Below are 22,895 nucleotides of genomic sequence, written 5' to 3' on the forward strand. Positions count from 1 at the left end.
ATTTTGTGGGTCTTGGAACTATCAGGGTGGTTTTTGGCGACAGTGTTTCCGTCATCGGGCGGATTGCTGGACCGGCGGAAACCATAAGCGAAGATTGCGTCGCCTTTCGGTGGTGACGTAAGGAGAGCAAGCGTCATGACGTTACATGACATTCACAGGATTCGGCATAGCCTGCCGGGAGGAGACCGGGCCACTCAGGTGGCGAAGTGGCTGAAAAGCAAGACAGGCCGCGTGCCGGCGGCGAGGAGGGATCAATGAATATGTCGTCCAAGGAACCGAGCTTCCGCGAGTCAGTCGACCTGATGTTCAATCGCGCGGTGGCTCTGATGGATCTGCCGCCGGGACTTGAAGAGAAGATCCGTGTCTGCAACGCGACCTACACGGTGCGGTTCGGTGTGCGGTTGCGGGGCCAGATCCAGACCTTCACCGGGTACAGGTCGGTACATTCCGAGCACATGGAGCCGGTAAAAGGTGGCATCCGCTACGCAATGGGGGTGAATCAGGATGAGGTCGAGGCGCTGGCGGCGCTGATGACCTACAAATGCGCGTTGGTGGAGGCGCCTTTCGGCGGCTCAAAGGGCGGTCTGCGGATCGATCCCCGGCAGTACGAAGAGCATGAGCTGGAACTGATCACTCGGCGCTTTGCTTATGAGCTGGCGAAACGCGATCTGATCCATCCCAGTCAGAACGTTCCGGCGCCGGATATGGGGACGGGCGAGCGTGAGATGGCGTGGATCGCCGATCAGTACCGGCGTATGAACACGACCGACATAAATGCCAACGCCTGCGTCACCGGCAAGCCGACGCATGCGGGCGGCATCCAGGGCCGGGTCGAGGCGACGGGACGCGGTGTGCAATATGCGCTGAAGGAGTATTTCCGGCACCCGGAGGATGTGGCGCAGGCTGGGCTGTCGGGCAAGCTAGACGGTAAGAGAATCGTTGTACAGGGGCTCGGGAACGTAGGTTATCACGCGGCCAAATTCCTGCGCGAAGAAGATGGCGCGCTAATCACTGGCATCATCGAACGGGATGGGGCGCTGATCTCTGACAAAGGACTGGATGTCGAGGCGGTGCGGAGTTGGATTTCGAACCACGGCGGCGTCAAGGGTTATGCAGACGCCGAATACGTGGCGGAGGGTGCCAAGATACTGGAGAAAGAGTGCGACATCCTGATCCCGGCGGCAATGGAAGGGGTGATCAACCTTGCCAACGCACACCGCATCGCGGCGCCGCTGATAATCGAGGCGGCGAACGGCCCGATCACGGCTGGTGCGGACGAGATCTTGCGTGAGAAGGGCACGGTGATCATTCCGGACATGTATGCCAACGCCGGCGGTGTCACGGTGTCCTACTTCGAGTGGGTAAAGAACCTCAGCCATATCCGTTTCGGTCGGATGGGGCGGCGCCAGGAGGAGGCGCGACATCAGCTGATCGTCGACGAACTGGCGCGGCTCGATGAGCATCTGGGCGGTGCATGGTCAATGACCCCGGACTTCAAGCAGAAGTACCTGCGCGGAGCCGACGAACTGGAGCTTGTGCGATCCGGCCTAGATGACACGATGCGTGTCGCCTATCAGTCCATGGCCGAGGTCTGGCGCACACGAGATGACGTGTCGGATCTGCGGACCGCGGCCTACCTCGTTGCCATTGGCCGGGTGGCGCTGAGCTACCGGGCGAAGGGCCTCTGATCTACCGACTGCGCGCCGGCAGACGGTGCGCAGCCGCATAGTCTGAAACCGGTCTGCGGGGGAGCTGACCCTGTTGCCGCCCTGTGCGGCGGAAAAGCAGTTGGACCACTTCGGGTTGATCCTGCCAAAACTGCCCTTTGGTGGACTCGACAGCGGAGGCACTGCGGCCGATATTACGAGGATGAGTCTGCCTCCCGGTTTCCTGGACGAGCTACGCAGTCGCACCTCGCTTGCGCAGGTGGTCGGGCGCAAGGTCATGTGGGATCCGCGCAAGTCTAACCAGGGCAAGGGCGATATGTGGGCACCGTGCCCGTTCCACCAGGAAAAAACAGCGTCATTTCATGTGGATGACCGCAAAGGCTATTACTACTGCTTTGGATGTCACGCGAAGGGGGACGCGATTTCCTTCGTGCGCGAGACCGAGAATGTCAGCTTCATCGAAGCAATCGAGATCCTGGCGCGCGAGGCTGGTATGCCGATGCCCGAACGCGATCCGAAAGCGCAGGAAAAAGCGGACCGACGCACGCGCCTTGCCGAGGTAATGGAGCGGGCCGTTCAGCATTTTCGGCTGCAGTTAAAAACCGGCGCGGCGGCGGAGGCGAGGGACTACCTGGCGGGACGCGGATTAAGCAGTGATGTGCAGGAACGCTGGGAAATCGGTTTCGCGCCGCCGGGCTGGCAGGGGCTTTGGGATCACTTACGTGGCAAGGGTGTCGAGGAGGACCTGATCCTTGGCGCCGGGCTGGCGAAGCCGTCGAACCAGGGCAAGGCGCCCTATGACACTTTCCGAAACCGGATCATGTTTCCGATCCGCGACGCGCCAGGCCGCGCCATTGCCTTTGGTGGCAGGGCGATGGATCCGACGGACAATGCAAAATACCTGAATTCGCCGGAGACCGAACTGTTCGACAAGGGCCGGTCGCTGTTCAATGTTCGGAGTGCGCGAGAAGCTGCAGGCAAGGGGCAATCGCTGCTGGTGGCAGAAGGCTACATGGATGTGATCGCTTTATCAGAAGCAGGATTTACCGCCACCGTGGCGCCGCTCGGCACCGCGATCACAGAAGACCAATTGCAGATGCTTTGGCGGATCGCTCCGGAACCGGTGATTGCGCTCGACGGTGATACAGCTGGGCTGCGTGCCGCAATGCGGCTGATAGACATGGTTCTGCCGCAGCTGGAAGCCGGAAAATCGTTGCGGTTCGCGATCATGCCGCCTGGCCAGGACCCCGACGATGTGATCCGCACCGGCGGTGCCGGCGCCATGCAGAAGATCCTCGATCAGGCACAGCCACTTGTGCACCTGCTTTGGCGGCGCGAGACTGAGGGCAAGGTGTTTGACAGCCCCGAGCGCAAGGCGGCACTCGACAAGGCACTGCGTTCGGCGATCCAGAAGATCCCCGATGCCACTCTCAAGCGCCACTACGGCGATGAAATCCAACGGTTGCGCTGGGAACTATTCGGTAACCGTTCGAAAGGTCAGAGGCAGGGCGGCCGATTACGGGGGAATTGGAACAAGGACCCCGCGGGCGCCACGCCGGGAGCGCGGGCCTCGCTGCTGGCAGCAACTGCAGGCGAAATTGAGGATCAATTGCGCGAGGCAGTGATCCTGGCCGTTCTGCTGACGCATCCGGCATTGTTGCCCGATTTCGAGGACGAACTGGACCGTCTGGATTGTTCGCTGCCAGACCATGCGCGAATCCGTGATGCGGTCCTGCGGCATGGCGGCTGCGAGCCGAATGAACTGAAGGCGAAGGTGGTTGGTGAAACTGGCGCAGATGCCCTTGAAAAGCTTTTCACTCAAAGCCACATAGCCGTCATTCCCGCTATCCGTCATTCCAGCGATGTTGGCGCAGCAAGGCAGTGTCTGCACGAGGAATTCGTGAAGCTTGGCGCGCGCCGGGGTGCAGCGCGCGAAGTCAGCGAGGCGATGCAGGATATCGACCGGCTGGCCGACGAGGGTTTGACGTGGCGATTGACACAGGCAGCCCTAGCTAAGGAAAGGGCGGAACATGGGAGCAGCGAGGACAAGACCGTCTACGACACGGCGCCCAGCGGTGCCCGGATGAACCGAGAGGAACGCAGTGCATTCGATGCTCTGATCAGCAATATCCAGTTCACGAAGCCCGGAAGACGGTCGGATTGACGCGATTCGGTGACGAACAAGTAAAGAAAACAAGGTAAACGGATTGCGAATCAGTGATTCGCAGTGTGTGATTCGATAAACTGCCGCGAATCACAGCCCGCTTTTGGAAGGAGCGCCAATGGCCGCCAAGGACACGGACGACCGCAAGCAGGACGAACAAGAGTCGGAAGTGATGCTCGACATGAGCCAAGCGGCGGTCAAGAAGATGATCGCCGAAGCTCGCGAGAAGGGATACATCACCTACGATCAACTCAATCAGGTGCTGCCGCCGGATCAGGTGAGCACAGACCAGATTGAGGACGTGATGTCGATGCTGTCCGAGATGGGCATCAACATCATTGAGGACGAGGAAGCGGAAGACGACGAGAACAAGGGCTCGACCGAGGTGGTCGAGACTTCGACTTCACGCGAAGTCGCGGTCGCCCAGACGGAGAGCGAGAAGCTCGACCGCACCGACGACCCGGTGCGCATGTACCTGCGCGAGATGGGATCTGTCGAATTGCTGTCGCGCGAAGGTGAGATCGCCATCGCCAAGCGCATCGAGGCAGGCCGTAACACGATGATCGCGGGGCTCTGCGAGTCGCCCCTGACCTTCCAGGCGATCACGATCTGGCGCGACGAATTACTGAACGAAGACATCCTGCTGCGCGACGTTATTGACCTTGAAACGACGTTTGGTCGGTCGATGGGCGACGAGGACGATGAAAGCGTCGTTGAAAACCTTTCGGTCGGGGAAGCGCCTGCGCAGAAAAAGGAAGAGAGCCAGCCCGAGTTGGATGCTGACGGCAATCCGCTGCGCAGCGACGACGACGACGAGGACGAAGATCAGGCCAACATGTCGCTGGCAGCGATGGAAGCGGCCCTGAAACCTCGCGTGCTAGAGACGCTGGACCGGATTGCGGACGACTATACGCGTCTGTCCGAGATGCAGGACCTGCGGATGTCTGCAACCCTGAACGAGGACGGGTCGTTCAGCGAGTCGGCGGAAGGCGACTATCAGAAGTTGCGGTCGGAAATCGTGCTGCTGGTCAATGAACTGCACTTGCACAATAATCGGATCGAGGCGCTGATCGACCAGCTTTACGGGATCAACCGGCGAATAATGTCGATCGATTCCAGCATGGTGAAGCTCGCCGACCAGGCGCGGATCAATCGGCGCGAATTTATCGAGGAATACAAAGGCGCTGAACTGGACCCGACCTGGCTGGACCGGATGGCCGAAAAGTCGGGCCGCGGCTGGCAGGCGCTGATCGAGCGTTCGACCGACAAGGTGGAGCAGCTACGGTCGGAAATGGCGCAGGTCGGCCAGTATGTTGGCGTCGACATCAGCGAATTCCGCCGCATCGTACAGCAGGTTCAGAAGGGTGAGAAAGAAGCGCGCGCGGCCAAGAAGGAAATGGTCGAGGCAAACCTGAGGCTGGTGATTTCCATCGCCAAGAAATACACGAACCGTGGATTGCAGTTCCTTGATCTAATTCAGGAAGGTAACATCGGCCTAATGAAGGCCGTCGACAAGTTCGAGTATCGGCGCGGCTACAAATTCTCCACTTACGCAACGTGGTGGATTCGCCAGGCGATCACGCGGTCGATCGCCGATCAGGCTCGGACCATCCGGATCCCAGTCCACATGATCGAGACGATCAACAAGCTGGTCCGTACCGGACGCCAGATGCTGCACGAGATCGGCCGCGAGCCGACACCGGAGGAACTGGCGGAAAAGCTGCAGATGCCGCTCGAGAAGGTTCGCAAGGTGATGAAGATCGCCAAGGAGCCAATCTCGCTCGAAACGCCGATCGGCGACGAGGAAGACAGCCAGCTCGGTGATTTTATCGAGGACAAGAACGCAGTTCTGCCACTCGACAGCGCAATCCAGGAGAACCTCAAGGAGACCACGACGCGCGTCCTAGCCTCCCTCACCCCGCGAGAGGAGCGGGTCCTGCGGATGCGCTTCGGAATCGGCATGAACACCGACCACACTTTGGAAGAGGTCGGCCAACAGTTCTCGGTCACACGGGAACGGATTCGGCAGATCGAAGCGAAGGCGCTGCGCAAGCTGAAGCATCCGAGCCGGTCGCGCAAGTTGCGCTCGTTCCTGGATCAATAAGGGTAGGGGCGTCGCATGTCCCTGCTCTCGCGACTGTTCGGCAGCAAGCCCGAGGTGGAGGTGGAGCCCGAGGAGTACAAGGGCTTCGCAATCTATCCTGAACCGGTGCGAGAAGGTTCTACTTGGCGGGTGGCGGCGCGCATCGAGAAGGATGTGGATGGCGAGCGTAAGGTGCACAAGTTGATCCGGGCGGATACGGTCGAGGTCGAGGATACCGCGATCAAGGCGTCCGCCGCTAAAGCGCGGCAGGTGATCGACGAACAGGGTGACCGGATTTTCGGTTGATGCGCACGCCATTGGGTCAAAAACGCCGCGCCTGTCTTCAGACGCGGCGTTTGCATTTTAGCCCAGCAGGTTGGCCCGGATCGTTTCGAGCATCGGCTCAGTCCGATGTCCGATCAGACGTGATAATGTACCGGAGTGATCCTCCAGCCAGCCATGTGAAGCGCCGACGTCGCTGTCGACAAGAACTGCCGCCATCTCGGTAGGCAGGCCGGCACCGACCAGTGCGTTGCGGTAGGCGTCCGGCGGCATGTCCGTGTAGGTGACGGGCGTTCCCGACGCATCACTGACCATCGCCGCGAATTCGGTTAGATCAAACGCAGTGTCGCCTGCGAATTCATAGGTCTTACCTTCATGGCCCTCCCCGATCAGCACCTTGGCCGCGGCCTTGGCATAGTCGCGTCGCGGCGCGGTGGAGAAGCGTCCTGTCCCTGCAGAGCCGAAATGCTGACCCATGCCCAGTGTCTGGGGTAGGGCGGCAAGGAGGTTTTCCGAGTACCACCCATTGCGGAGGAAGGCATGCGGGATGCCGGAGGTGGAAATCGCCTCTTCGGTGGTGCGATGCATGACCGCGAGCTTCATAGGCGAGCTGTCTGCCTTCAGGATCGAGGTATAGGCGATGAAGCCAATTCCAGCAGCCACCGCGGCATCGATGACGTTGCCATGTTGGCGCGCGCGTGTTTTACCGAGGGCGTTTGTGGAGATCAGAAGCAGCCGCTCGATGCCAGAGAACGCGGTGGCGAGGCTGGCGGCGTCCTCATAGTCTCCGGTGCGGACGGTGAAACCCTGCGTCTCGTAGGCTGTGAGATCCTCGGGCTTACGGACCATCAAGGCGAAGTTTTCCTTTGATGTCTGGCTTGAAAGGTCATTTGCAACGAGACGGCCGAGGGCGCCTGATGCGCCCGCGACAAGCATTGTTGGGGAAGTCATGATGGTTCCTTAGTGGTCTGGAATCGGATATAGGTCTCATTAAGAGACCGAATGCGGTGGCCGCAAGAAGGCAGGATTTCCTGTCCAGGTAACATGAAGGGAACCGGCATGACCGAAATCGCGACGCCCGACTGGGAAGCGGGAAACAATTTGGCGAACTGTCCGGTGCGCAATGTGCTGGACCATGTGGCCGCGAAATGGACCTCGCTGTTGCTACTTCAACTTGAGGACGGGCCGAAACGGTTCAATTCGCTAGGGCGGGCACTTCCGGATATTTCAAAGCGAATGCTGACGCAGTCGCTGCGGGAACTGGAACGGGACGGGCTGGTTTCACGGCAGGTTTACGACACCAAGCCGCCGAGCGTGGAGTACTCTCTGACCGAAATGGGCCGGTCATTCCTGGCGCCGCTGTCGCATTTAATCGGCTGGGCGTTGGACAATCGACCAGGCATCGACGCAGCGCGGCATCGGTTCGATGGGGAGTAGTCGGGTGCAGACCACGTTCACGATTCAAACTGAGGGTCCGGGGCTCTACATGTTCACACGGCAGGCGGCCGAGTGGGTCGCGGGTGATGGTCTGCTGACTCTGCTCGTGCAGCACACCTCCTGTTCGCTGCTTATTCAGGAGAATGCTGATCCGGACGTGCGTACTGATCTCGTCGCCTATTTCGACCAGCTCGTGCCGCCCTCGGATCACCCGTCGATGTCCTACCTGCGCCACACGATGGAAGGGCCGGACGACATGCCCGCCCATATCAAGGCGTCGATGCTACCGGTGAGCCTGCAGATCCCTGTCTCTCAGGGGAAGATGCGGCTTGGGACATGGCAAGGCATCTACCTGTTCGAACATCGCACACGCCCGCACCGGCGCGAAGTTGCGGCGCTGCTGTTGCCTGCTGGTTGAGCGAGTGACTTCCCGCACTGTGTCGTGGCGCGGAGACGAGGAGACCATCGGCGCCTAGGATAGGGTCGAAAGGGATGATGTAAACCATTGCCTGATAGGCACATCTCTTGGTCAGATCACAGGAAGCCGCAGCCGGGCAACACATTTCCGGGCTAAATGAAGTAGCGGCATTTCCCACCTACCCAACGTCTGGAGTGTCCCCTATAGTGCCTGTGGACAATAGGGGACCGGGACCAAGGGAGAGGCCATGCGCTGCCCGTTTTGTGGAAATATCGACACTCAGGTGAAGGATTCACGGCCCGCCGAGGATCACGTGGCGATCCGGAGGCGGCGGTTTTGCCCGGCCTGCGGTGGACGGTTCACGACCTATGAACGGGTGCAATTGCGCGATCTCGTGGTCATCAAGTCAAACGGCAGGCGCGAGGATTTCGACCGCGACAAGCTGGAACGGTCGATCCGGATTTCCATGCAGAAACGGCCGGTTGAGCCCGAACGCATCGACCAGATGATCTCCGGCATCGTGCGGCGGCTGGAATCGATGGGCGAAACGGACATTCCCTCGAAAACGATTGGTGAGATCGTGATGGAAAGCCTGGCGCGGATCGACACTGTCGCCTACGTTCGGTTTGCCAGCGTTTACAAGAACTTCCAGGCCGCTGATGACTTCGAGGAATTCGTCAGCGAGCTGCGCCCGCACGTCCAAACGGAAGAGTGAGCGTCGACGACGCACGCCACATGGCGCACGCGCTGTCGCTGGCATCGCGTGGGCTTGGCAATGTATGGCCGAATCCTGCGGTGGGATGCGTTCTCGTAAACGAAAAGCGCGTCGTCGGTCGCGGCTGGACACAGCCGGGCGGGCGACCCCATGCTGAAGTGGTTGCCCTGGCGCAGGCAGGCGACGCGGCTCGCGGGGCTACGGCCTATGTCACGCTGGAGCCTTGTTCACATCATGGAAAGACGCCGCCATGTACCAACGCGCTGATCGCGGCGGGGGTGGCTCGGGTGGTGGTGGCGTTGCAGGACCCGGATCCGAGGGTCAATGGCGGCGGTCTGGCGGCATTGCGCCGGGCCGGGGTCTCTGTAGCAACAGGTGTGATGGAAGCCGAAGCTGTGCGACTGCAACGAGGGTTCTTAAGCCGTGTGGAACGCGGGCGACCGATGGTCACCTTGAAGCTGGCAAGCTCACTGGACGGTCGCATCGCGACGGCGACCGGGGAAAGCCGGTGGATCACAGGGCCGGGGGCCCGGCGGCGCGTACATGCGCTGCGGGCTACGTATGATGCGGTGCTGGTAGGAGGTGGTACGGCGAGGGCGGATGATCCGGAACTGACGGTGCGCGGCTTGGGTGATGTGCGGCAACCGGTGCGAGTAGTGTGGTCTCGTCATTTGGATCTGCCATTGCTTGGCAAGCTGGCCGCTTCGGCGCGGACGGTGCCCCTATGGCTCTGTCACGGAGACGATGCCGATCCTGACCTTTGCGCGGCGTGGGAGGGGTTGGGAGCGCAGATGATCCCGCTGGACACCGGTCGTTCCCGCCAGATCGATCCGGCCACGGCCCTGCAGGCGCTGGGCGATGCCGGGCTGACACGGGTGTTCTGCGAGGGCGGTGGCGCGCTTGCGGCGTCGCTGCTGACCGCGAATCTCGTAGATCAGCTGATCACTTTTTCCGCCGGTGTGGCGCTGGGGGCGGAGGGGCGACCGTCACTTGGGGCTATGGGTGTCGACCGGCTGGCTGAGGCACCGCGCTTCGCGCTTGCTGAGGTTACAGCGATTGCTGGGGACGTGTTGCAGGTCTGGGAACGCGCGTCTGCCTGAGCTGTTCGGTGCCGGAACAGTCAGTTGACCAGGTGCCCCATGACGCCCAGTTCCACCAACAGCCGCTCTGCCTCGTCCCGCGTTTCGTGTAGTTTCTTGCGGTCCTCACCCGGGAAAAACCGTGCACGCGTGGCAGTCGGCATCGGCTGCGGCTTCAGGATCCGGACGCGGGGCCCCAGTTTGGCGGACTCGGCAGCCCAGGCCCGGGCCAGGGCCATCTGGCCGGCCTTGCTCGCGGCATACGCGCCGAAGAATTTCTCATCCAGGTGCGGATCGTCGAAGAAGACGGCCTGTGCCGCCTCACCACGCAAAAGCGGTGCGACCATGGGGATGAGGACGGAGGTCGCCTGCACATTGATCGCCATACATTTTGTCATCTCTTTCGCATCGATATGGTCGGCGGGTGAGAGCGGCGGCGCGTGGATCGCGGCGTGGACCCAAAGGTCCAGTACCCCCCATCGATCGTAAATGTTGCGGCAGAGATGCGCCATCGCGTCGGGAATGGTGATGTCCATAGGCGCCAGTGTTGCGCTACCGCCGCGAGCCTGGATTCGGTCGTCAAGCTCTTCCAATCCGCCGACGGTGCGCGCAACAGCGACGACGTGGTGGACAGGGGCCAGTGCTTCGGCGATGGCGGCGCCAAGACCGCGTGAAGCACCTGTAACGAGAGCGAGCTTGGATCGTGTCACTGTCATAAAACTCAACTGTCTCGCTCGTACCAAAAGGTCAAGAAGTTGCGGGCCAAAACGCTGTATTTCTCCCCGTTGCTGCAGATTCCTTGACTTGGCGCCTGCCGCGCCGCAGAACGGTTCAAAAGCGAAAGAGACGTGCAGAGGAGTACGCCCAAATGACCCTGACACAGGCCGCCTTTGGCCAGAGAAGCCTTCTGAAAGATGCCGGACTGGTAATCGGCGGGTCGCTGTTCATCGCGCTTGCGGCGCAGGTGAGCATCCCTATGTGGCCGGTGCCGATGACGCTGCAGTCACTGGCCATCATCATCGTTGGCCTGACCTACGGCGCGCGGCTGGGTGCGATCACGTTGCTGGCTTATCTGGCGCAGGGGCTTGCCGGACTGCCGGTGTTTTCCAATGGCGGTGCTGGAGTCGCGTATTTCTTCGGGCCGACCTGCGGCTTTCTCGTAGGGTTCGTGCTGACCGCCTGGGTCGCTGGTCTGGGCGCCGACAGGGGACTGACGAAGCGGTTTCTGCCGGCGTTTTTGGTGGCATTGGTAGCCGGCGCAGCAATGTACATCCCGGGTGTCGCATGGCCGATGGGCGCGGCGACTCTCTTCGGGATCGACGCTGGCTGGGTCGGCACTTCTGCCGCAAGAATCTGGACCGGCTGGGTCAGTCCATTCCTGCTGGGCGACGTGATCAAGGCGGCACTGGCCGCGCTGGTGGTTACCGGTGGCTGGGCAGCGATGAAGTCCCGCAAGGCCTGAACCTTTCGGCGCTGCCCGCTGTTAGGGCAGCGCCAATGCGATGACCCGTCCGCCATTCGTCTGGAACTGGACCTGGGTGTCGCCAATCGCCAGCACGGTACCGGCATCGGTGTTGTCGCCACGCTTCGCGCGCTGGATGTTCCCTCGTTTAGTAAGGATGAGCGCGGTGCGGTCTTCGGGCTTCCCTGAGATCGCGATCAACATTGGGCTGTCGTTCACGAGTAGCGCTTCGAGTGTTGCCTGATCCGCTGCGACGCTGTGGACCTGAGATTGCGGAATGCCGGCGCCTTTCGCCAGCCGAATAGAAGCCATTCGGTATCTGCCTGTATGATTGATTTTGCGGTAACCGCACGGGTGGACGTGCGACCGAAACGGGCAAATAGAACCAGGTAGTCGCAGGGTAAAGAGGGACGCTGCGTCGCAGCGGAAACGTGCCGATGCCTGCGTTTGATGATGTTGGGCCCCAGATGCGCCGCGCGGAGTGTTATTCCGCAGCTTTTAGGGCAAAACCCTTTTCAATCTGATCGGCCGGCTCAACCGGGTAGTCGCCTGAGAAGCACGCGTCGCAATACTGCGGCTTTTTGTCATTGCGGCCATCGACCTCCCCGACGGCGCGGTAGAGGCCGTCGAGAGACACGAAACGGATCGAATCGACGCCCAGGTATTCGCGCATCTCATCCTCACTCATGGTCGCAGCCAGAAGCTTGGAGCGTTCCGGCGTGTCGACACCGTAGAAACAGGGCCAGGCAGTCGGAGGGCTGGCGATGCGGAAGTGCACCTCCTTCGCGCCTGCGTCGAGGATCATTTCCTTGATCTTGCGCGAGGTGGTGCCGCGGACCACCGAGTCGTCGACCAGGATCACGCGCTTGCCTCGTATCAGGGCATGGTTGACGTTCAGCTTCAGCCGGACGCCCATGTTGCGGATCTGCTCGGTCGGTTCGATGAAGGTGCGGCCCATGTACTGGTTGCGTACGATTCCCATGCCGTACGGAATACCGCTTTCCGAGGCATAGCCGATGGCGGCGGGTGTACCGCTGTCGGGGACTGGGCAGACGAGGTCCGCGTCAACGGGTGCTTCACGCGCCAGTTCGACGCCGATCTGGCGGCGGGTCTCATAGACTGACTGGCCGCCCAGGATCGAATCCGGGCGGCTGAAATACACATGCTCGAAGATGCAAAAGCGGGCGCGCTTCTTCTCGAAGGGCTTAAAGCTTTCGACGCCTTCTGAGGTGATGACGACCATCTCGCCAGGTTTGATTTCCCGTTCAAACTCCGCGCCGATGATGTCGAAGGCGCAGGTTTCCGAGGACAGCGCCCAGCCGTCGCCGATCTTGCCCAGCATGAGCGGGCGTACGCCCAGCGGGTCGCGGACGCCGATCAGCTTGGTTCGCGTCATCGCCACGACGGAGAACGCGCCCTCGACCCGGCGCAGGGCATCCTTCATCCGCTCGGGGATTGTGCGCTGAAGCGAGCGAGCCATTAGGTGGATGATGCATTCGCTGTCGCTAGAGCTTTGAAAGATCGAGCCACGCTCGATCAGCTCGCGGCGCAGGGCGTCGGCATTGGTGATGTTGCCGTTGTGGGCGATGGCGGCGCCACCCATGGCAAACTCGCCAAAGAAGGGCTGCACATCGCGGATCTGCGTCGCGCCCTTGGAACCGGCCGTGGAATATCGGACGTGGCCGATGGACAGGCTGCCGGGCAGCGTTTCCATCAGCGACGCCTTGGTGAAATTGTCGCGGACGTAGCCGAAACGGCGGGCGGAATTGAAGCCGCTGTCCGGGTGATAACTAACGATGCCACCGGCTTCTTGCCCCCGGTGTTGTAGGGCATGGAGGCCGAGGGCCACGAAATTCGCTGCCTCGGATACGCCAATTACGCCGAAGACGCCGCATTCCTCATGCAGCTTGTCGTCGTCGAATGGGTGGCGGGGCAGCCTGTTGTCGTCGGGCGAAATGTCCGGGTCGGTCGCGGGCATGCGTGCGAAGCTCCGAATCCCTGTGGGCAGCGGTTGCCCCCACATAGTCCTTCGAAGCCAGCCTGTCACGGGAGGATCACGAAATTGCTAAGGTTATGCGACAGTGGGGAGGCAATGCCTCAGCCGTGATCGATTCCGCTCCACCGTGTGGCAAAACGCGCGGCACTTTTACTGCGCTTTCGGCGACCGAGAGCAATGTAGTGCGTTGTGTCGATAGAGCCGTCGGGTCGGCGGCGAATCCAATGGTATTCGTTCATCTCAATCTCTCCGTTGCAATGCGGGCTGTATGACCCTCGGCGACCGGAAAGACTTGAAGACAATCTGAAGATTTCCTGAAACGTCACTGCAGAGCGAGGAGACGCCAAGCGCCTCCGCCGCCACTACAATTCGGTCGTGTCGCCTGTGCAGGCGCTCACCAGCTTTTCATATTGCGACACGATCCAGCCCGGTGCGTCTTCGGGAATCTGCTCGTCGATACGGGTGCGGGCATTTTCAAAGATCTGCGCAGTGCGGCTGTCGTCGACCACCGGAATCTCCTCACTCACCACCACTCGGTCATAAACCACAAAGGCAATCGCGATCAGCAGGATGCCTCTCAGGACGCCAAAGAAAAACCCGAGGCCACGGTCGACACCACCGAGGGCGGAACGCTGAACAGCCGATGAGAACAAAGGCGTAAAGAGCGAGATGACCACCAGCGCGATCGCGAAGACTGCGGCAAAAGCAGCAATGATCGACAATTCGCAGCTATCTCGAAGCCAGTCGCCGACCACCGGTATTTCCCGTATCAGGGGTTCCGCTTTCCCGGCGAAGAGAAATGCAACCACGGCCGCGGCTATCCAGCCGAGGATGGCCAGTGCCTCGCGCACGAAACCGCGCGAATAAGCGAGAATCCCGGAAAGGATGATGATGAATGCGACGACACCGTCGACCCAAGTAAAGCCGTCCATGGCAACTCCCGCCCTGGGCCCGTTCAGCCCGCTCCGAATACTTCTCCGACAACCTGGGCCAGATCGTTCATTGGCCGCAGTGTCAGTCCAGTCCCGCCCGCCTTGCTGCGCTGCGGCACAATGGCGGTGCTGAAACCAAGTTTCACGGCCTCTTTCAACCTGTTTTCGGTCTGCCCCACGGGCCGCAAGGCACCTGATAGGCTGATTTCGCCAAAAACGACAGTATCGACAGGCAGCGCTGCATCTTCGCGTGCAGAAAGTAGCGCGGTGGCCACAGCGAGATCTGCGGCCGGATCGGCGATCTTCATTCCGCCGGCGACGTTAAGATACACGTCGAGTCCAGCGAAGGGGATGCCACACCTGGCTTCCAGGACTGCGAGGATCATCGCAAGGCGGCCACCGTCCCAGCCGACGACGGATCGCCTTGGTTGACTGTGCGGCGTGGGCGCAACCAGTGCCTGGAATTCGGTCAGGACAGGTCGCGTGCCCTCGATCCCGGCAAAGACGACGGAGCCGGGGGAAGGCTGGCCGCGCTCTGACAGAAATAAAGCGGAAGGATTGGCGACCTCCTGCAGCCCACTGCCGGTCATCTCGAACACGCCGATCTCATCCGCCGGGCCGAAGCGATTCTTGACCGCGCGGAGGATGCGGAATTGGTGGCCGCGCTCGCCTTCGAAATAGAGCACCGTGTCGACCATGTGTTCGACTACGCGAGGGCCTGCTATCTGGCCCTCCTTGGTCACGTGACCCACCAGGATGATCGCGGTCCCGCGACGTTTGGCAAATTGCGTCAGCTCATGGGCGGCAGCACGGACCTGCGAGACGGAGCCGGGGGCACTATCGACGTTGTCGGCCCACATCGTCTGAATCGAGTCGATGATGGCGAGGTGCGGTTTTTCCGCCTCCAGCGTCGTCAGTATGTCGCGAAGGTTGGTTTCGGCGCCGAGTTTCACCGGTGCCTGCGCTAGGCCGAGGCGCTGTGCCCGCATGCGAACCTGGGCCGAGGCTTCCTCGCCGGAGATATACAGCACGTTCAATCCGTTCGCGGCGAAGCGGGCGGTTGCCTGCAGCAGAAGCGTTGATTTGCCGATGCCGGGATCCCCGCCGACAAGGATCGCGGAGGCTGGAACCAGCCCGCCACCGAGCACGCGGTCGAGTTCTTCGATGCCGCTCTGCGCGCGTGGCGGCGGTGTTTCCTCGGTCGCCAGATCGGACAGCGTTACGTTGGCGCCTTTGGCGCCACCCAGCGTCTTGCCGGCGGGACCGGCGGAGGATAGCGGCGCTTCCTCGACGATGGTGTTCCATGATCCACATGCCTCGCAGCGGCCGGACCATTTCGAGTAGGCGGCGCCGCAACTGGTACAGGTGAAGGAAGGGGACTTGGCCATGCTCGTTGTTTGACGCTTGGCGCCGCGCTTGCCAAGGGCGCCATTGCGGCAGCCCAGCGGGGCAGGTAAGGCGAGGTATGTTTCAGACGCTGACATTACGCCCGCTGCGGCTGCCCGAAGGCGCGCTGGTGCGGCGGGAGAGGCCCGCGCCGGAAGCGGCAAGGGGGGCGGATTACGATGCCAAGTTTGATTTTCACACGCTCGTCTACGGTGCGGTCTGGCTACCGGACCGGAAGACGGTTCTGCTGATCTGCCCACGCCTGATGAACCTCGCGGCTGTTCTGAAAGAAGCCGTTGTCGCAAGCGCGGCGGGGCGCTTGCGTTTTGGTCGGGTGACCAGATACCGCCGGTGGCAGGCGGTCACCTGTTACGTCGATGACGATCCGGGGCCGGAACTGACAGTCACACTGCCGGACTACGCAGGCGGCGCACAGTTGAGCTTTCCGGTGATGCCTCGCGTTGATGCTTTCACGAATTTGCGGTGTCTGCTGACCAAGTCGAAGGATAATCAACTGGACTGGATCGGCGACTGGGCTCAGCACCATGTGAGGATGCAGGGTACAGAGGCTATCGTTCTGTTTGACAATGGCTCCACCCGCTATGCGCCCGATGATGTGACAGACCGGCTCGCATCCGTGCCGGGACTGAAGGCGGCGCTGGTGATCTCTGCCGACCTGCCATTCGGCCCCACCGCGACGAAATCTCCCCGGAATGTCGCGCGGTATTTCCAGTCCGCAACGCTTAACTTGGCAAAACACTGGGTGCTGCGACGCGCGGCAGCCGTCGCGGTGAACGACATTGACGAGCTATTTGTCTCGCAGGACGACCGCACCATCTACGACGCGGCGGCGGAAAGCTGGTTCGGCTATGCGACAGCACAGGGCAATTGGCGTGCTGCACCGCATGGGGAAGGGCCCACCAGTCACGGTGATCACGTGCTGGCTTGGCAGCCGGAGAGGACCTGCAAGGAAAAGTGGGCGGTAATTCCAGGTGGCCGACTGGGCAGAATAAGCTGGGACGTACACGGGATCGGACGATACCAATTCAACCGCCTGGCAATGGTACGGGATGTTCGGTTCTTGCATTGCGAGCACATCTCGACCGACTGGAAGCGGCCGCGCGCCGAAGCAGGTGACCGGCTTGGCGCACAGTGGGACGCGGCAACTGCAGAGTTGCTTACCCGATCAGGGCTTCGGCAGGCTGACGCTTGACCGACCGCTCGGTCAGGAAGCCGATAAGCAGCGAGGCAAGGATGCAGCCGGTGAACAGGTAAAGGCCCCAAGCCGTCTCTACCGTCGCCAGCCCGATCCCCTTTACGAGAACGATGTAGAGCGCGATCAGGAATATGTCGGCCATGGCCAGCTTGCCTAGGATGTGCAGCGCGGGCAGCAATTTCGGTGATCCCAGATCGAAATGCACCAGCGCGAGGCCGATGGTCTTCAGATAGGGCGCGAAAAGTGCGAATGCTGTGACCAGTAAGGCAAGGAAGACGTCCGTATCCCAAAGTGCCTGCAGGCCGGAGATAACCGAGATCTCTGACAATCCGAATAGCGGCAATAGCCCGGCGCGCATCAGCGGCGCGAACCAGGCGATTGGAAACAGGATCAGCAGGATCAGGTTGGCGAGTTTCAGCGTCATGGCTGGCCCCATGTAGGATCAGTTGAGAGGTTTCGGAATAGGTCAGCCGCCGAAATCGCTCGCGGGTTTGCGCTGGGTCCGGAATAGTGGACCTGTGGCCGAGCGCCGCACCGTGAGATGCGGCCACAGGACACATGCCCAAAATAGGCCCGTTTTCTGCCAGTATTTTTTCCGAAGCCACGCTTATCATCTCAAAGATGCATATTGGCCGTTGTTGGCAATCAGAGGTGTGACGCAAATCGCGTAGAGGTAAGTAATGGGTGACGTGCACGATGTGGGCGGACAGGGGCAGGCGCGCCCTCAGACCGGCAGGACGAAAACGCGGCTCCTTTCTCCGAGGGTAGCACGCACCTATTCACAGGACGATCGGCCGGTTGAAAAGCCTCGTAACAGCGCAGCGCCGCAGCTAGGCGGTCGCCTTGTCGTCATGTCCGGACCGGACAAGGGGCAGGTGTTTGATCTGGCCTTCGGGATATTCACTATTGGCCGCGGCGAGACGCAGGACATCCGGATTGCAGGCGACGACACCGTCTCGCGCAAGAATCATGCAATCATGGCTTATATCGACGAAGTGCGGCGGTTCGCGTTCTTCGATGGCGGCAAGGCCAATCCGATTTGGGTCAACGACAAGGTCGTGCCGGAACTGGCCTTCCTGGAAAGCGGTGACATGATCCGCGTGGGCGAGACAGAGATGCGGTTTACCGAGTTCTCCTGAGTTTCGGTTCGATTACTCGGCGGCGCGAAGTTCGTGCTGCAGGAGAAACGGCGCGTCTGCTTCCAGCACCATGGACAGACCTTCAGGCGCATAGAGCAAGGTAAGTGTTCCTCCAAAGGAGGCCGGCAACGACTGAGTGATGATGCGGCTGCCGAATCCCTGCTGGGTCGGCTCCTTCACCTCGGGCCCGCCGGTTTCTGTCCAGCTCAGGCGGAAATGCGGTTGCTCGCCGGGGCTTTCGTTCAAGCCCCATTCCACGACAACTTTTCCGGTATGGGTGCTGAGAGCACCGTATTTGACCGAGTTCGTCGCTAGTTCGTGCAGCGCCAGGCTGAGTGTGGTTACCTGCTCGCGGCCGATCTCAAGCGGATCGCCGCGAAGCTCGATCCTCCCGACGCCTTCAAGAAACGGCTGCAAGGACCGTTGCGCCACTATATCCAGCGAGCCATTGGCGAAATCGGTCTCCATCAGGATGTCCTGCGCTTCAACCAGGGCATTGATGCGGGCCTGCAACGCCGCTTTGATATCCTCGACCGACCCGCCGCTGCGGAAGGACTGATTGACCACAATGGAGATCAGCGCGTACGCATTGCGCGAGCGGTGGATCAGTTCGCGGTTGCGAAGATCGGCCATGCGCTCTGCCTTCACCTTGCCGGTGGTTTCCATCACGGTATCAAGCATACCGCGCACCACGCCGTGCTCGTCCCGGATCGGGCTGTAGCAGAAAGTAAAGTACGCGGGTTCGAGCTTGCCGGAACGGTTCGTCTCGATGACGAAGTCTTCGACAAAGGTCGACTCGCCTGCGAGAGCACGCGCGGCGATTGGGCGGATCGTCTCGGCGGTTTCGGCCCAGACTTCCAGGAAAGGCTTACCCAGGCAAGGGTGCTTGTTGCCGAGGATCGGCACGAAGGCATCGTTGTAGATCATGATCAGATCGTCACCCCAACAAAGGCACTTGGGGAAGGTCGAGTTGACCATTGTACTGACGGCGATCTTCAGGACAGGCGGCCAATCCTGGATGGGGCCGAGAGACGTTGAGATCCAGTCATGTTCGGCAATAAAGGCACTGGCGGTGCCTCCGCCACGGAGAAAGGCTGTCTCGGGGGGGAGTGGTCTGTTCAATCGATAATCCCGTAACGCGTAACCTGTCGATTTTCGCATCGCATAGGCGCCCCGCCAAGCGCGAAGTTGGTGAAATGCGGCGGATATACTCAAAAAACAATTGTGGCGACGTTTGCGGGATAGGTCGTTCGCCGATTGGTCGAGAAATCATTTCTCAACAAGCACCATCAGTATGCGGTGAAACGAAGGGTATGGAAAGAATTATTATGGTCCGCTTCCACGCGCCGGTCATTGGGAAACAAACAGCTCCAAGCTAGCGTACCGCTTCGATAGGCCCTTCGGCGGAGCCGTTAATGAACTGGCGAAGGTAGGGATCCGACGCATCGTCCATTTCGCTTACCGGCCCGGTCCAGTGGATCACGCCACCGTGCAGCATCGCGACATTGTCGGCGATTGCACGGACCGAGGACATGTCGTGGGTGATGGTCATGGCGGTCGCGCCCATTTCCACCACGATCTCGCGGATCAGTTCGTTGATGACGCCGGCCATGATCGGATCGAGGCCAGTCGTGGGTTCGTCGAAAAAGATGATCTCGGGTTCCGCGGCGATGGCACGGGCGAGGCCGACGCGTTTCTGCATGCCACCGGAGAGTTCTGCGGGGAACATATCCGCTGTCTCTGGTTTAAGCCCGACGCGACGCAGCTTCTCTACAGCGATCGCGCGCGCTTCTTCTTTCGGTTTTTTCAGCGAACCGCGCAGCAGGCGGAAGGCGACGTTCTGCCAGACCGTCAGCGAGTCGAACAGCGCGCCTCCCTGGAACAGCATGCCGAAGCGGGCGAGGAAGGCGTCGCGCTCGGCGTTGGAGCGGTTGCTGGCGACATCCTGGCCTTCGAGAAGAACTTGCCCGCTGTCCGGCGTCACAAGGCCCAGCACGCATTTCAGCGTCACGGACTTGCCGGTGCCGGAGCCGCCGATGATGACCATCGATGTGCCTTTGTCGATCTTCAGGTCGACACCCTGAAGGACCTTGTTGGAACCGAAGGCTTTGTGGACGTCGCGCAACTCGATCATTCGGTGAAGAAGACCCCCGTCAGTATGAAGTTCGAGGCGAGGATCAGGATCGAGGCGGAGACGACGGCGTTGGTGGTCGCACGGCCGACGCCCTGGGCGCCGCGGCCCGACGCCATACCGTGAAAACAGCCCATCAGTGCGACGATGAAGCCGAACACGGCCGCCTTCACCAAGCCGGAGATGATGTCGGAGGGTTCCAGGAACTCGACGGTGTTGCGGATATAGGTTGCGCCGTTGAAATCCAGCCGCAGAACCGAGACGAGGTAGCCGCCGAGGATACCGATCACGTTGCCCACCGCCGCCAGCAGCGGAAGGGCGATGGTCGCGGCGACCACGCGTGGGACAGTCAGATATTTCATCGGGTTGGTCGACAGCGTAACCAGTGCGTCGATCTGCTCTGTCACCTTCATGGTGCCGATCTCTGCGGCTATGGCGGAAGAGACGCGGCCTGCCACCATCAGGCCGGTGAGGACCGGTCCCAGTTCGCGCACGATGCCGATGGCGACAATCTGCGGTACCACGGCCTCGACATTGAAGCGCGCGCCACCGGCGTAGATCTGCAGCGCAAGCGCGCCGCCGGTAAACAGCGTCGTCAGGCCGACGACCGGCAGGCTGAAATAGCCGATCACCATCAATTGGTTGAGGAATTCGCGGAAATAGAAGGGCGGCCGTACCAGGTGGCTGAGCGTCGCGCCCGTGTAGAGTGTCACGCGCCCTATCGCGGCGAGCAGGGCCAGCGTGGAGCGGCCGACGGCTGCGACGGGCGAAAGCGGGTTCATGTGGTCACGCCAGTGTAGCGCCGGGTGTAGCGGGGGCCGAGCGAGGTCAGGATCTCGTAGCCGATGGTGCCGGCGGCGTCGGCGAGGTCGTCGATGGTCTGCATCGTCGACATCAGGTCCAGCGCCTGCGGATCCGAGTCGAGATCGGTGACGTCGACGGTGATCAGGTCCATCGAGACGCGACCGACGACTGGACAGGCCTGGCTGCCGTGGAACATCTGGGTCCTGCCGGAGAGCGCGCGATGAATGCCGTCTGCATATCCGGCGGCCACGGTGGCGAGGCGCGTTGGGCGCTGCGCCGTGAAGGTGTTGGAATAGCCAACGGTTTCGCCCGCTTCCAGGTCGCGAAGCTGGATCACTGGCAATGACAGACGGACAACGGCGGCGGCATCCTCGAATGGCCGGCCGCCATAAAGGCCGATGCCGGGGCGGGTCATGCTGAAGTGGTAATCCGAGCCGAGCAAGGTGCCGCCAGTAGCCGAAAGCGATAACGGCACGCCAAGGCCTTGTGTCATCTCACGGAAGACGCGGAGTTGCTGCGCGTTCATGTCGTGCTCCGGCTCATCGGCACAGGCGAGGTGGCTCATCACCAGGTGCGGGCCCTGCTTCATCACGAGATCGCGGACGGCGGCCCATTCGGCGGGCTCCAGCCCCAGCCGGTTCATGCCACTGTCGAGCTGAATGCCGAAGGGCGCGCCCGGCAGCGCCTCGAAATGGCGCGTGAGCTGCTCGATGGAGTTCAGAAGCGGGATCAGCCCCAGGTCGCCGATCATGTCGGTGTCGCCCGGCATGTGCCCGCCATAGACGAAGATCCGGGGCGATGGCCCCAATGCTTCACGCAGGCCGGCGCCTTCCTCGGCGACGGCGACGAAAAAAGTCCGCGCGCCCGCCGCGTGCAATGCCCGGGCGACAGGGCCTACGCCCAGCCCGTAGGCATCCGCCTTGATCGTAGCGGCGGTTTCCACGGTCGCCGCGGAACGCGCGTCGAGCGCGCGCCAGTTCTCGGCGATGGCTTGCAGGTCGATGGTCAGGCGTCCGGTGCTCATGCGCGCCGTTTTGCCGGGCAGGGGCGGCAGGTGCAAGGGGCCGTAGCTGGGCCGTTTTCTTGCAGCCGTACACTGGTGCGAGGAAACCTCGCGTGGTGAAGGCAGGTTGGACCTCAGGGCATCCAGGTGTCGTTGCGGCGCTGCCAGATTTTCTCACCGATCTGGCAATCGGCTTTCTTTATCGGAGCAAACTGCACCGGGACGTGTTTCGGCTCGTCCAAGTCGCGCCAGACCATTTCCAGGACCAGTTTGCGCTTAACCGCACCGGCAAAATCGTCCCAGCGGGTCACAGGGATGACAAAGGCGCCTGGACCGCCGATCACGCAGTCGCGGTAATAAAGGTCGAGATCGTCCAAATGCCACTGCGTCCCCATCCCCTCGCGCGTCATCAGGGGGAGACCGTTGATGGTGATGCCCTTGGCGAGCACCGAATCGCGTGCGGGCTCGACCAGCTCGCCCTGGTTGTTCGGGCCATCGCCGGAAACGTCGATCACCCGGCGCAGCCCGTCGTAGATGTTGTCTTCCAGACTGTCGCCGGCATAGAGCAGCGCGCTGGAGATCGAGGTGCGACGCAGGGTCGGGGTGAATTCGTTGGTCAGCGTGTTGCCAAACGCGGCCAGATCCTCCTGCGTTTCCAGCAGGCGCCAGTCGACGATCACCCGTTGGCTGCCCCACCCGGCCCATTCGACATAGGCCATTGCGACCTTCTGCAGCAGACCCGATTGCATGGCCGTGAACACTTCTGGCGAATTCAGCGCCTCGGCATAGCCGCGCCGCTGGATCTCCAGTTCGTTCGGGGTCATTGAGCGGGAAACATCGACCATCAGGATCAGTTCCAGGTCGACTTCGATGCCGTCGGCATGGGCAGGCACACCAATCATGCTGAGCAGAAGAGCAAAAATCCGGCGCATAACCCATTGAGGCGCCGGGAACGATTCCTGTCCAATCACATGTCGGGGA

Annotated in this window: 23 protein-coding genes; 11 read left to right on the forward strand and 12 right to left on the reverse strand. The window is 61.3% G+C overall.

What is annotated here, in order from left to right:
• Positions 1-260 precede the first annotated feature (260 nt).
• From HCO70_RS04740 to HCO70_RS04755, 4 genes are all read left to right on the forward strand, one after another.
• A complete protein-coding gene (locus HCO70_RS04740; protein WP_172296140.1) occupies positions 261-1,688 on the forward strand; it encodes a Glu/Leu/Phe/Val dehydrogenase in 1,428 nt (475 codons plus the stop codon).
• Between the two features lie 181 nt (positions 1,689-1,869).
• Positions 1,870-3,831, forward strand: a complete 1,962-nt coding sequence (gene dnaG / locus HCO70_RS04745; protein WP_172293578.1) for a DNA primase — start codon at positions 1,870-1,872, stop codon at positions 3,829-3,831.
• A gap of 118 nt (positions 3,832-3,949) precedes the next feature.
• Positions 3,950-5,935: an RNA polymerase sigma factor RpoD gene (gene rpoD / locus HCO70_RS04750; RefSeq protein WP_172293580.1), complete on the forward strand. Its 1,986-nt coding sequence runs from the start codon at positions 3,950-3,952 to the stop codon at positions 5,933-5,935.
• A gap of 15 nt (positions 5,936-5,950) precedes the next feature.
• The gene (locus HCO70_RS04755) at positions 5,951-6,220 is read left to right on the forward strand and encodes an HlyU family transcriptional regulator (RefSeq protein ID WP_172293582.1); all 270 of its coding nucleotides are present in this window, start codon (positions 5,951-5,953) and stop codon (positions 6,218-6,220) included.
• Between the two features lie 57 nt (positions 6,221-6,277).
• Here the strand turns inward: HCO70_RS04755 and HCO70_RS04760 are convergent, their stop codons facing one another.
• Positions 6,278-7,147 (reverse strand): SDR family oxidoreductase, encoded by an 870-nt coding sequence (locus HCO70_RS04760; protein ID WP_172293584.1) that lies wholly within the window; start codon positions 7,145-7,147, stop codon positions 6,278-6,280.
• 108 nt (positions 7,148-7,255) lie between these two features.
• Between HCO70_RS04760 and HCO70_RS04765 the strand changes: the two genes are divergently transcribed.
• The 4 genes from HCO70_RS04765 (at position 7,256) to ribD (ending at position 9,866) form a co-directional block, all read left to right on the forward strand.
• Complete coding sequence (locus HCO70_RS04765; RefSeq protein WP_172293586.1) at positions 7,256-7,633, forward strand: helix-turn-helix domain-containing protein; 378 nt, start codon at positions 7,256-7,258, stop codon at positions 7,631-7,633.
• Positions 7,634-7,637: 4 nt separating this feature from the next.
• Entirely contained in the window at positions 7,638-8,051 is a 414-nt protein-coding gene (locus HCO70_RS04770) for a secondary thiamine-phosphate synthase enzyme YjbQ (protein ID WP_371742158.1), read from the forward strand.
• Between the two features lie 247 nt (positions 8,052-8,298).
• A complete protein-coding gene (gene nrdR / locus HCO70_RS04775) occupies positions 8,299-8,766 on the forward strand; it encodes a transcriptional regulator NrdR (protein WP_172293590.1) in 468 nt (155 codons plus the stop codon).
• Positions 8,763-9,866, forward strand: a complete 1,104-nt coding sequence (gene ribD, locus HCO70_RS04780; RefSeq protein ID WP_371742159.1) for a bifunctional diaminohydroxyphosphoribosylaminopyrimidine deaminase/5-amino-6-(5-phosphoribosylamino)uracil reductase RibD — start codon at positions 8,763-8,765, stop codon at positions 9,864-9,866. Before nrdR ends, ribD begins: the two co-directional genes overlap by 4 nt.
• 20 nt (positions 9,867-9,886) lie before the next feature.
• Here the strand turns inward: ribD and HCO70_RS04785 are convergent, their stop codons facing one another.
• The gene (locus HCO70_RS04785) at positions 9,887-10,561 is read right to left on the reverse strand and encodes an SDR family oxidoreductase (RefSeq protein WP_172293592.1); all 675 of its coding nucleotides are present in this window, start codon (positions 10,559-10,561) and stop codon (positions 9,887-9,889) included.
• 152 nt (positions 10,562-10,713) lie between these two features.
• Here HCO70_RS04785 and HCO70_RS04790 point away from each other — a divergent pair, with 152 nt between their 5' ends.
• On the forward strand, positions 10,714-11,307 hold the full coding sequence (locus HCO70_RS04790) for a biotin transporter BioY (protein WP_172293594.1): 594 nt from the start codon (positions 10,714-10,716) through the stop codon (positions 11,305-11,307).
• Between the two features lie 21 nt (positions 11,308-11,328).
• On the opposite strand, the gene HCO70_RS04795 is transcribed toward HCO70_RS04790, so the two are convergent.
• From HCO70_RS04795 to radA, 4 genes are all read right to left on the reverse strand, one after another.
• Positions 11,329-11,619: a hypothetical protein gene (locus tag HCO70_RS04795; RefSeq protein ID WP_172293596.1), complete on the reverse strand. Its 291-nt coding sequence runs from the start codon at positions 11,617-11,619 to the stop codon at positions 11,329-11,331.
• A 172-nt stretch (positions 11,620-11,791) separates the two neighbouring features.
• Entirely contained in the window at positions 11,792-13,285 is a 1,494-nt protein-coding gene (gene purF, locus HCO70_RS04800) for an amidophosphoribosyltransferase (RefSeq protein ID WP_172293598.1), read from the reverse strand.
• Between the two features lie 380 nt (positions 13,286-13,665).
• Positions 13,666-14,235, reverse strand: coding sequence for a CvpA family protein (locus HCO70_RS04805; protein WP_172293600.1), 570 nt, complete (start codon positions 14,233-14,235; stop codon positions 13,666-13,668).
• Between the two features lie 23 nt (positions 14,236-14,258).
• Entirely contained in the window at positions 14,259-15,623 is a 1,365-nt protein-coding gene (gene radA / locus HCO70_RS04810) for a DNA repair protein RadA (protein WP_172293602.1), read from the reverse strand.
• A gap of 77 nt (positions 15,624-15,700) precedes the next feature.
• Here radA and HCO70_RS04815 point away from each other — a divergent pair, with 77 nt between their 5' ends.
• On the forward strand, positions 15,701-16,834 hold the full coding sequence (locus HCO70_RS04815; RefSeq protein ID WP_172293604.1) for a hypothetical protein: 1,134 nt from the start codon (positions 15,701-15,703) through the stop codon (positions 16,832-16,834).
• Here the strand turns inward: HCO70_RS04815 and HCO70_RS04820 are convergent.
• Positions 16,800-17,261: a paraquat-inducible protein A gene (locus HCO70_RS04820; RefSeq protein ID WP_172293606.1), complete on the reverse strand. Its 462-nt coding sequence runs from the start codon at positions 17,259-17,261 to the stop codon at positions 16,800-16,802. The genes HCO70_RS04815 and HCO70_RS04820 overlap by 35 nt on opposite strands.
• Before the next feature lie 427 nt (positions 17,262-17,688).
• On the opposite strand from HCO70_RS04820, the gene HCO70_RS04825 reads away from it, so the two are divergent.
• Positions 17,689-17,976 carry an FHA domain-containing protein gene (locus tag HCO70_RS04825; protein ID WP_172293608.1) on the forward strand — a complete coding sequence of 96 codons (288 nt, stop codon included), beginning with the start codon at positions 17,689-17,691 and terminating at the stop codon, positions 17,974-17,976.
• 12 nt (positions 17,977-17,988) lie between these two features.
• On the opposite strand, the gene HCO70_RS04830 is transcribed toward HCO70_RS04825, so the two are convergent.
• The 5 genes from HCO70_RS04830 to HCO70_RS04850 form a co-directional block, all read right to left on the reverse strand.
• Positions 17,989-18,903 carry an HWE histidine kinase domain-containing protein gene (locus HCO70_RS04830; RefSeq protein WP_172293610.1) on the reverse strand — a complete coding sequence of 305 codons (915 nt, stop codon included), beginning with the start codon at positions 18,901-18,903 and terminating at the stop codon, positions 17,989-17,991.
• Positions 18,904-19,351: 448 nt separating this feature from the next.
• A complete protein-coding gene (locus HCO70_RS04835; protein ID WP_172293612.1) occupies positions 19,352-20,110 on the reverse strand; it encodes an ABC transporter ATP-binding protein in 759 nt (252 codons plus the stop codon).
• On the reverse strand, positions 20,107-20,889 hold the full coding sequence (locus HCO70_RS04840; protein WP_172293614.1) for an ABC transporter permease: 783 nt from the start codon (positions 20,887-20,889) through the stop codon (positions 20,107-20,109). Before HCO70_RS04840 ends, HCO70_RS04835 begins: the two co-directional genes overlap by 4 nt.
• A complete protein-coding gene (gene alr, locus HCO70_RS04845; protein WP_172293616.1) occupies positions 20,886-21,935 on the reverse strand; it encodes an alanine racemase in 1,050 nt (349 codons plus the stop codon). The genes HCO70_RS04840 and alr overlap by 4 nt, the downstream gene beginning before the upstream one ends.
• Positions 21,936-22,048: 113 nt before the next feature.
• Positions 22,049-22,846 carry a DUF1194 domain-containing protein gene (locus tag HCO70_RS04850; RefSeq protein WP_172293618.1) on the reverse strand — a complete coding sequence of 266 codons (798 nt, stop codon included), beginning with the start codon at positions 22,844-22,846 and terminating at the stop codon, positions 22,049-22,051.
• Positions 22,847-22,895: the final 49 nt, after the last annotated feature.

The organism is Pseudoruegeria sp. HB172150 (assembly GCF_013184805.1).
Lineage (GTDB): Bacteria > Pseudomonadota > Alphaproteobacteria > Rhodobacterales > Rhodobacteraceae > Psychromarinibacter.

Excerpts from the sequence above, each read along its gene's own strand:
- HCO70_RS04825 (WP_172293608.1), top strand. The coding sequence starts at position 17,689 with ATGTCCGGACCGGACAAGGGGCAGGTGTTTGATCTGGCCTTCGGGATA.
- alr (WP_172293616.1), bottom strand. The coding sequence starts at position 21,935 with ATGAGCACCGGACGCCTGACCATCGACCTGCAAGCCATCGCCGAGAAC.
- HCO70_RS04785 (WP_172293592.1), bottom strand. The coding sequence starts at position 10,561 with ATGACAGTGACACGATCCAAGCTCGCTCTCGTTACAGGTGCTTCACGC.
- HCO70_RS04760 (WP_172293584.1), bottom strand. The coding sequence starts at position 7,147 with ATGACTTCCCCAACAATGCTTGTCGCGGGCGCATCAGGCGCCCTCGGC.
- radA (WP_172293602.1), bottom strand. The coding sequence starts at position 15,623 with ATGGCCAAGTCCCCTTCCTTCACCTGTACCAGTTGCGGCGCCGCCTAC.
- HCO70_RS04830 (WP_172293610.1), bottom strand. The coding sequence starts at position 18,903 with ATGATCTACAACGATGCCTTCGTGCCGATCCTCGGCAACAAGCACCCT.
- HCO70_RS04790 (WP_172293594.1), top strand. The coding sequence starts at position 10,714 with ATGACCCTGACACAGGCCGCCTTTGGCCAGAGAAGCCTTCTGAAAGAT.
- HCO70_RS04820 (WP_172293606.1), bottom strand. The coding sequence starts at position 17,261 with ATGACGCTGAAACTCGCCAACCTGATCCTGCTGATCCTGTTTCCAATC.
- HCO70_RS04835 (WP_172293612.1), bottom strand. The coding sequence starts at position 20,110 with ATGATCGAGTTGCGCGACGTCCACAAAGCCTTCGGTTCCAACAAGGTC.
- nrdR (WP_172293590.1), top strand. The coding sequence starts at position 8,299 with ATGCGCTGCCCGTTTTGTGGAAATATCGACACTCAGGTGAAGGATTCA.
- rpoD (WP_172293580.1), top strand. The coding sequence starts at position 3,950 with ATGGCCGCCAAGGACACGGACGACCGCAAGCAGGACGAACAAGAGTCG.
- purF (WP_172293598.1), bottom strand. The coding sequence starts at position 13,285 with ATGCCCGCGACCGACCCGGACATTTCGCCCGACGACAACAGGCTGCCC.
- HCO70_RS04795 (WP_172293596.1), bottom strand. The coding sequence starts at position 11,619 with ATGGCTTCTATTCGGCTGGCGAAAGGCGCCGGCATTCCGCAATCTCAG.
- HCO70_RS04815 (WP_172293604.1), top strand. The coding sequence starts at position 15,701 with ATGTTTCAGACGCTGACATTACGCCCGCTGCGGCTGCCCGAAGGCGCG.
- HCO70_RS04840 (WP_172293614.1), bottom strand. The coding sequence starts at position 20,889 with ATGAACCCGCTTTCGCCCGTCGCAGCCGTCGGCCGCTCCACGCTGGCC.
- HCO70_RS04755 (WP_172293582.1), top strand. The coding sequence starts at position 5,951 with ATGTCCCTGCTCTCGCGACTGTTCGGCAGCAAGCCCGAGGTGGAGGTG.
- HCO70_RS04850 (WP_172293618.1), bottom strand. The coding sequence starts at position 22,846 with ATGCGCCGGATTTTTGCTCTTCTGCTCAGCATGATTGGTGTGCCTGCC.
- HCO70_RS04765 (WP_172293586.1), top strand. The coding sequence starts at position 7,256 with ATGACCGAAATCGCGACGCCCGACTGGGAAGCGGGAAACAATTTGGCG.
- dnaG (WP_172293578.1), top strand. The coding sequence starts at position 1,870 with ATGAGTCTGCCTCCCGGTTTCCTGGACGAGCTACGCAGTCGCACCTCG.
- HCO70_RS04740 (WP_172296140.1), top strand. The coding sequence starts at position 261 with ATGTCGTCCAAGGAACCGAGCTTCCGCGAGTCAGTCGACCTGATGTTC.
- HCO70_RS04805 (WP_172293600.1), bottom strand. The coding sequence starts at position 14,235 with ATGGACGGCTTTACTTGGGTCGACGGTGTCGTCGCATTCATCATCATC.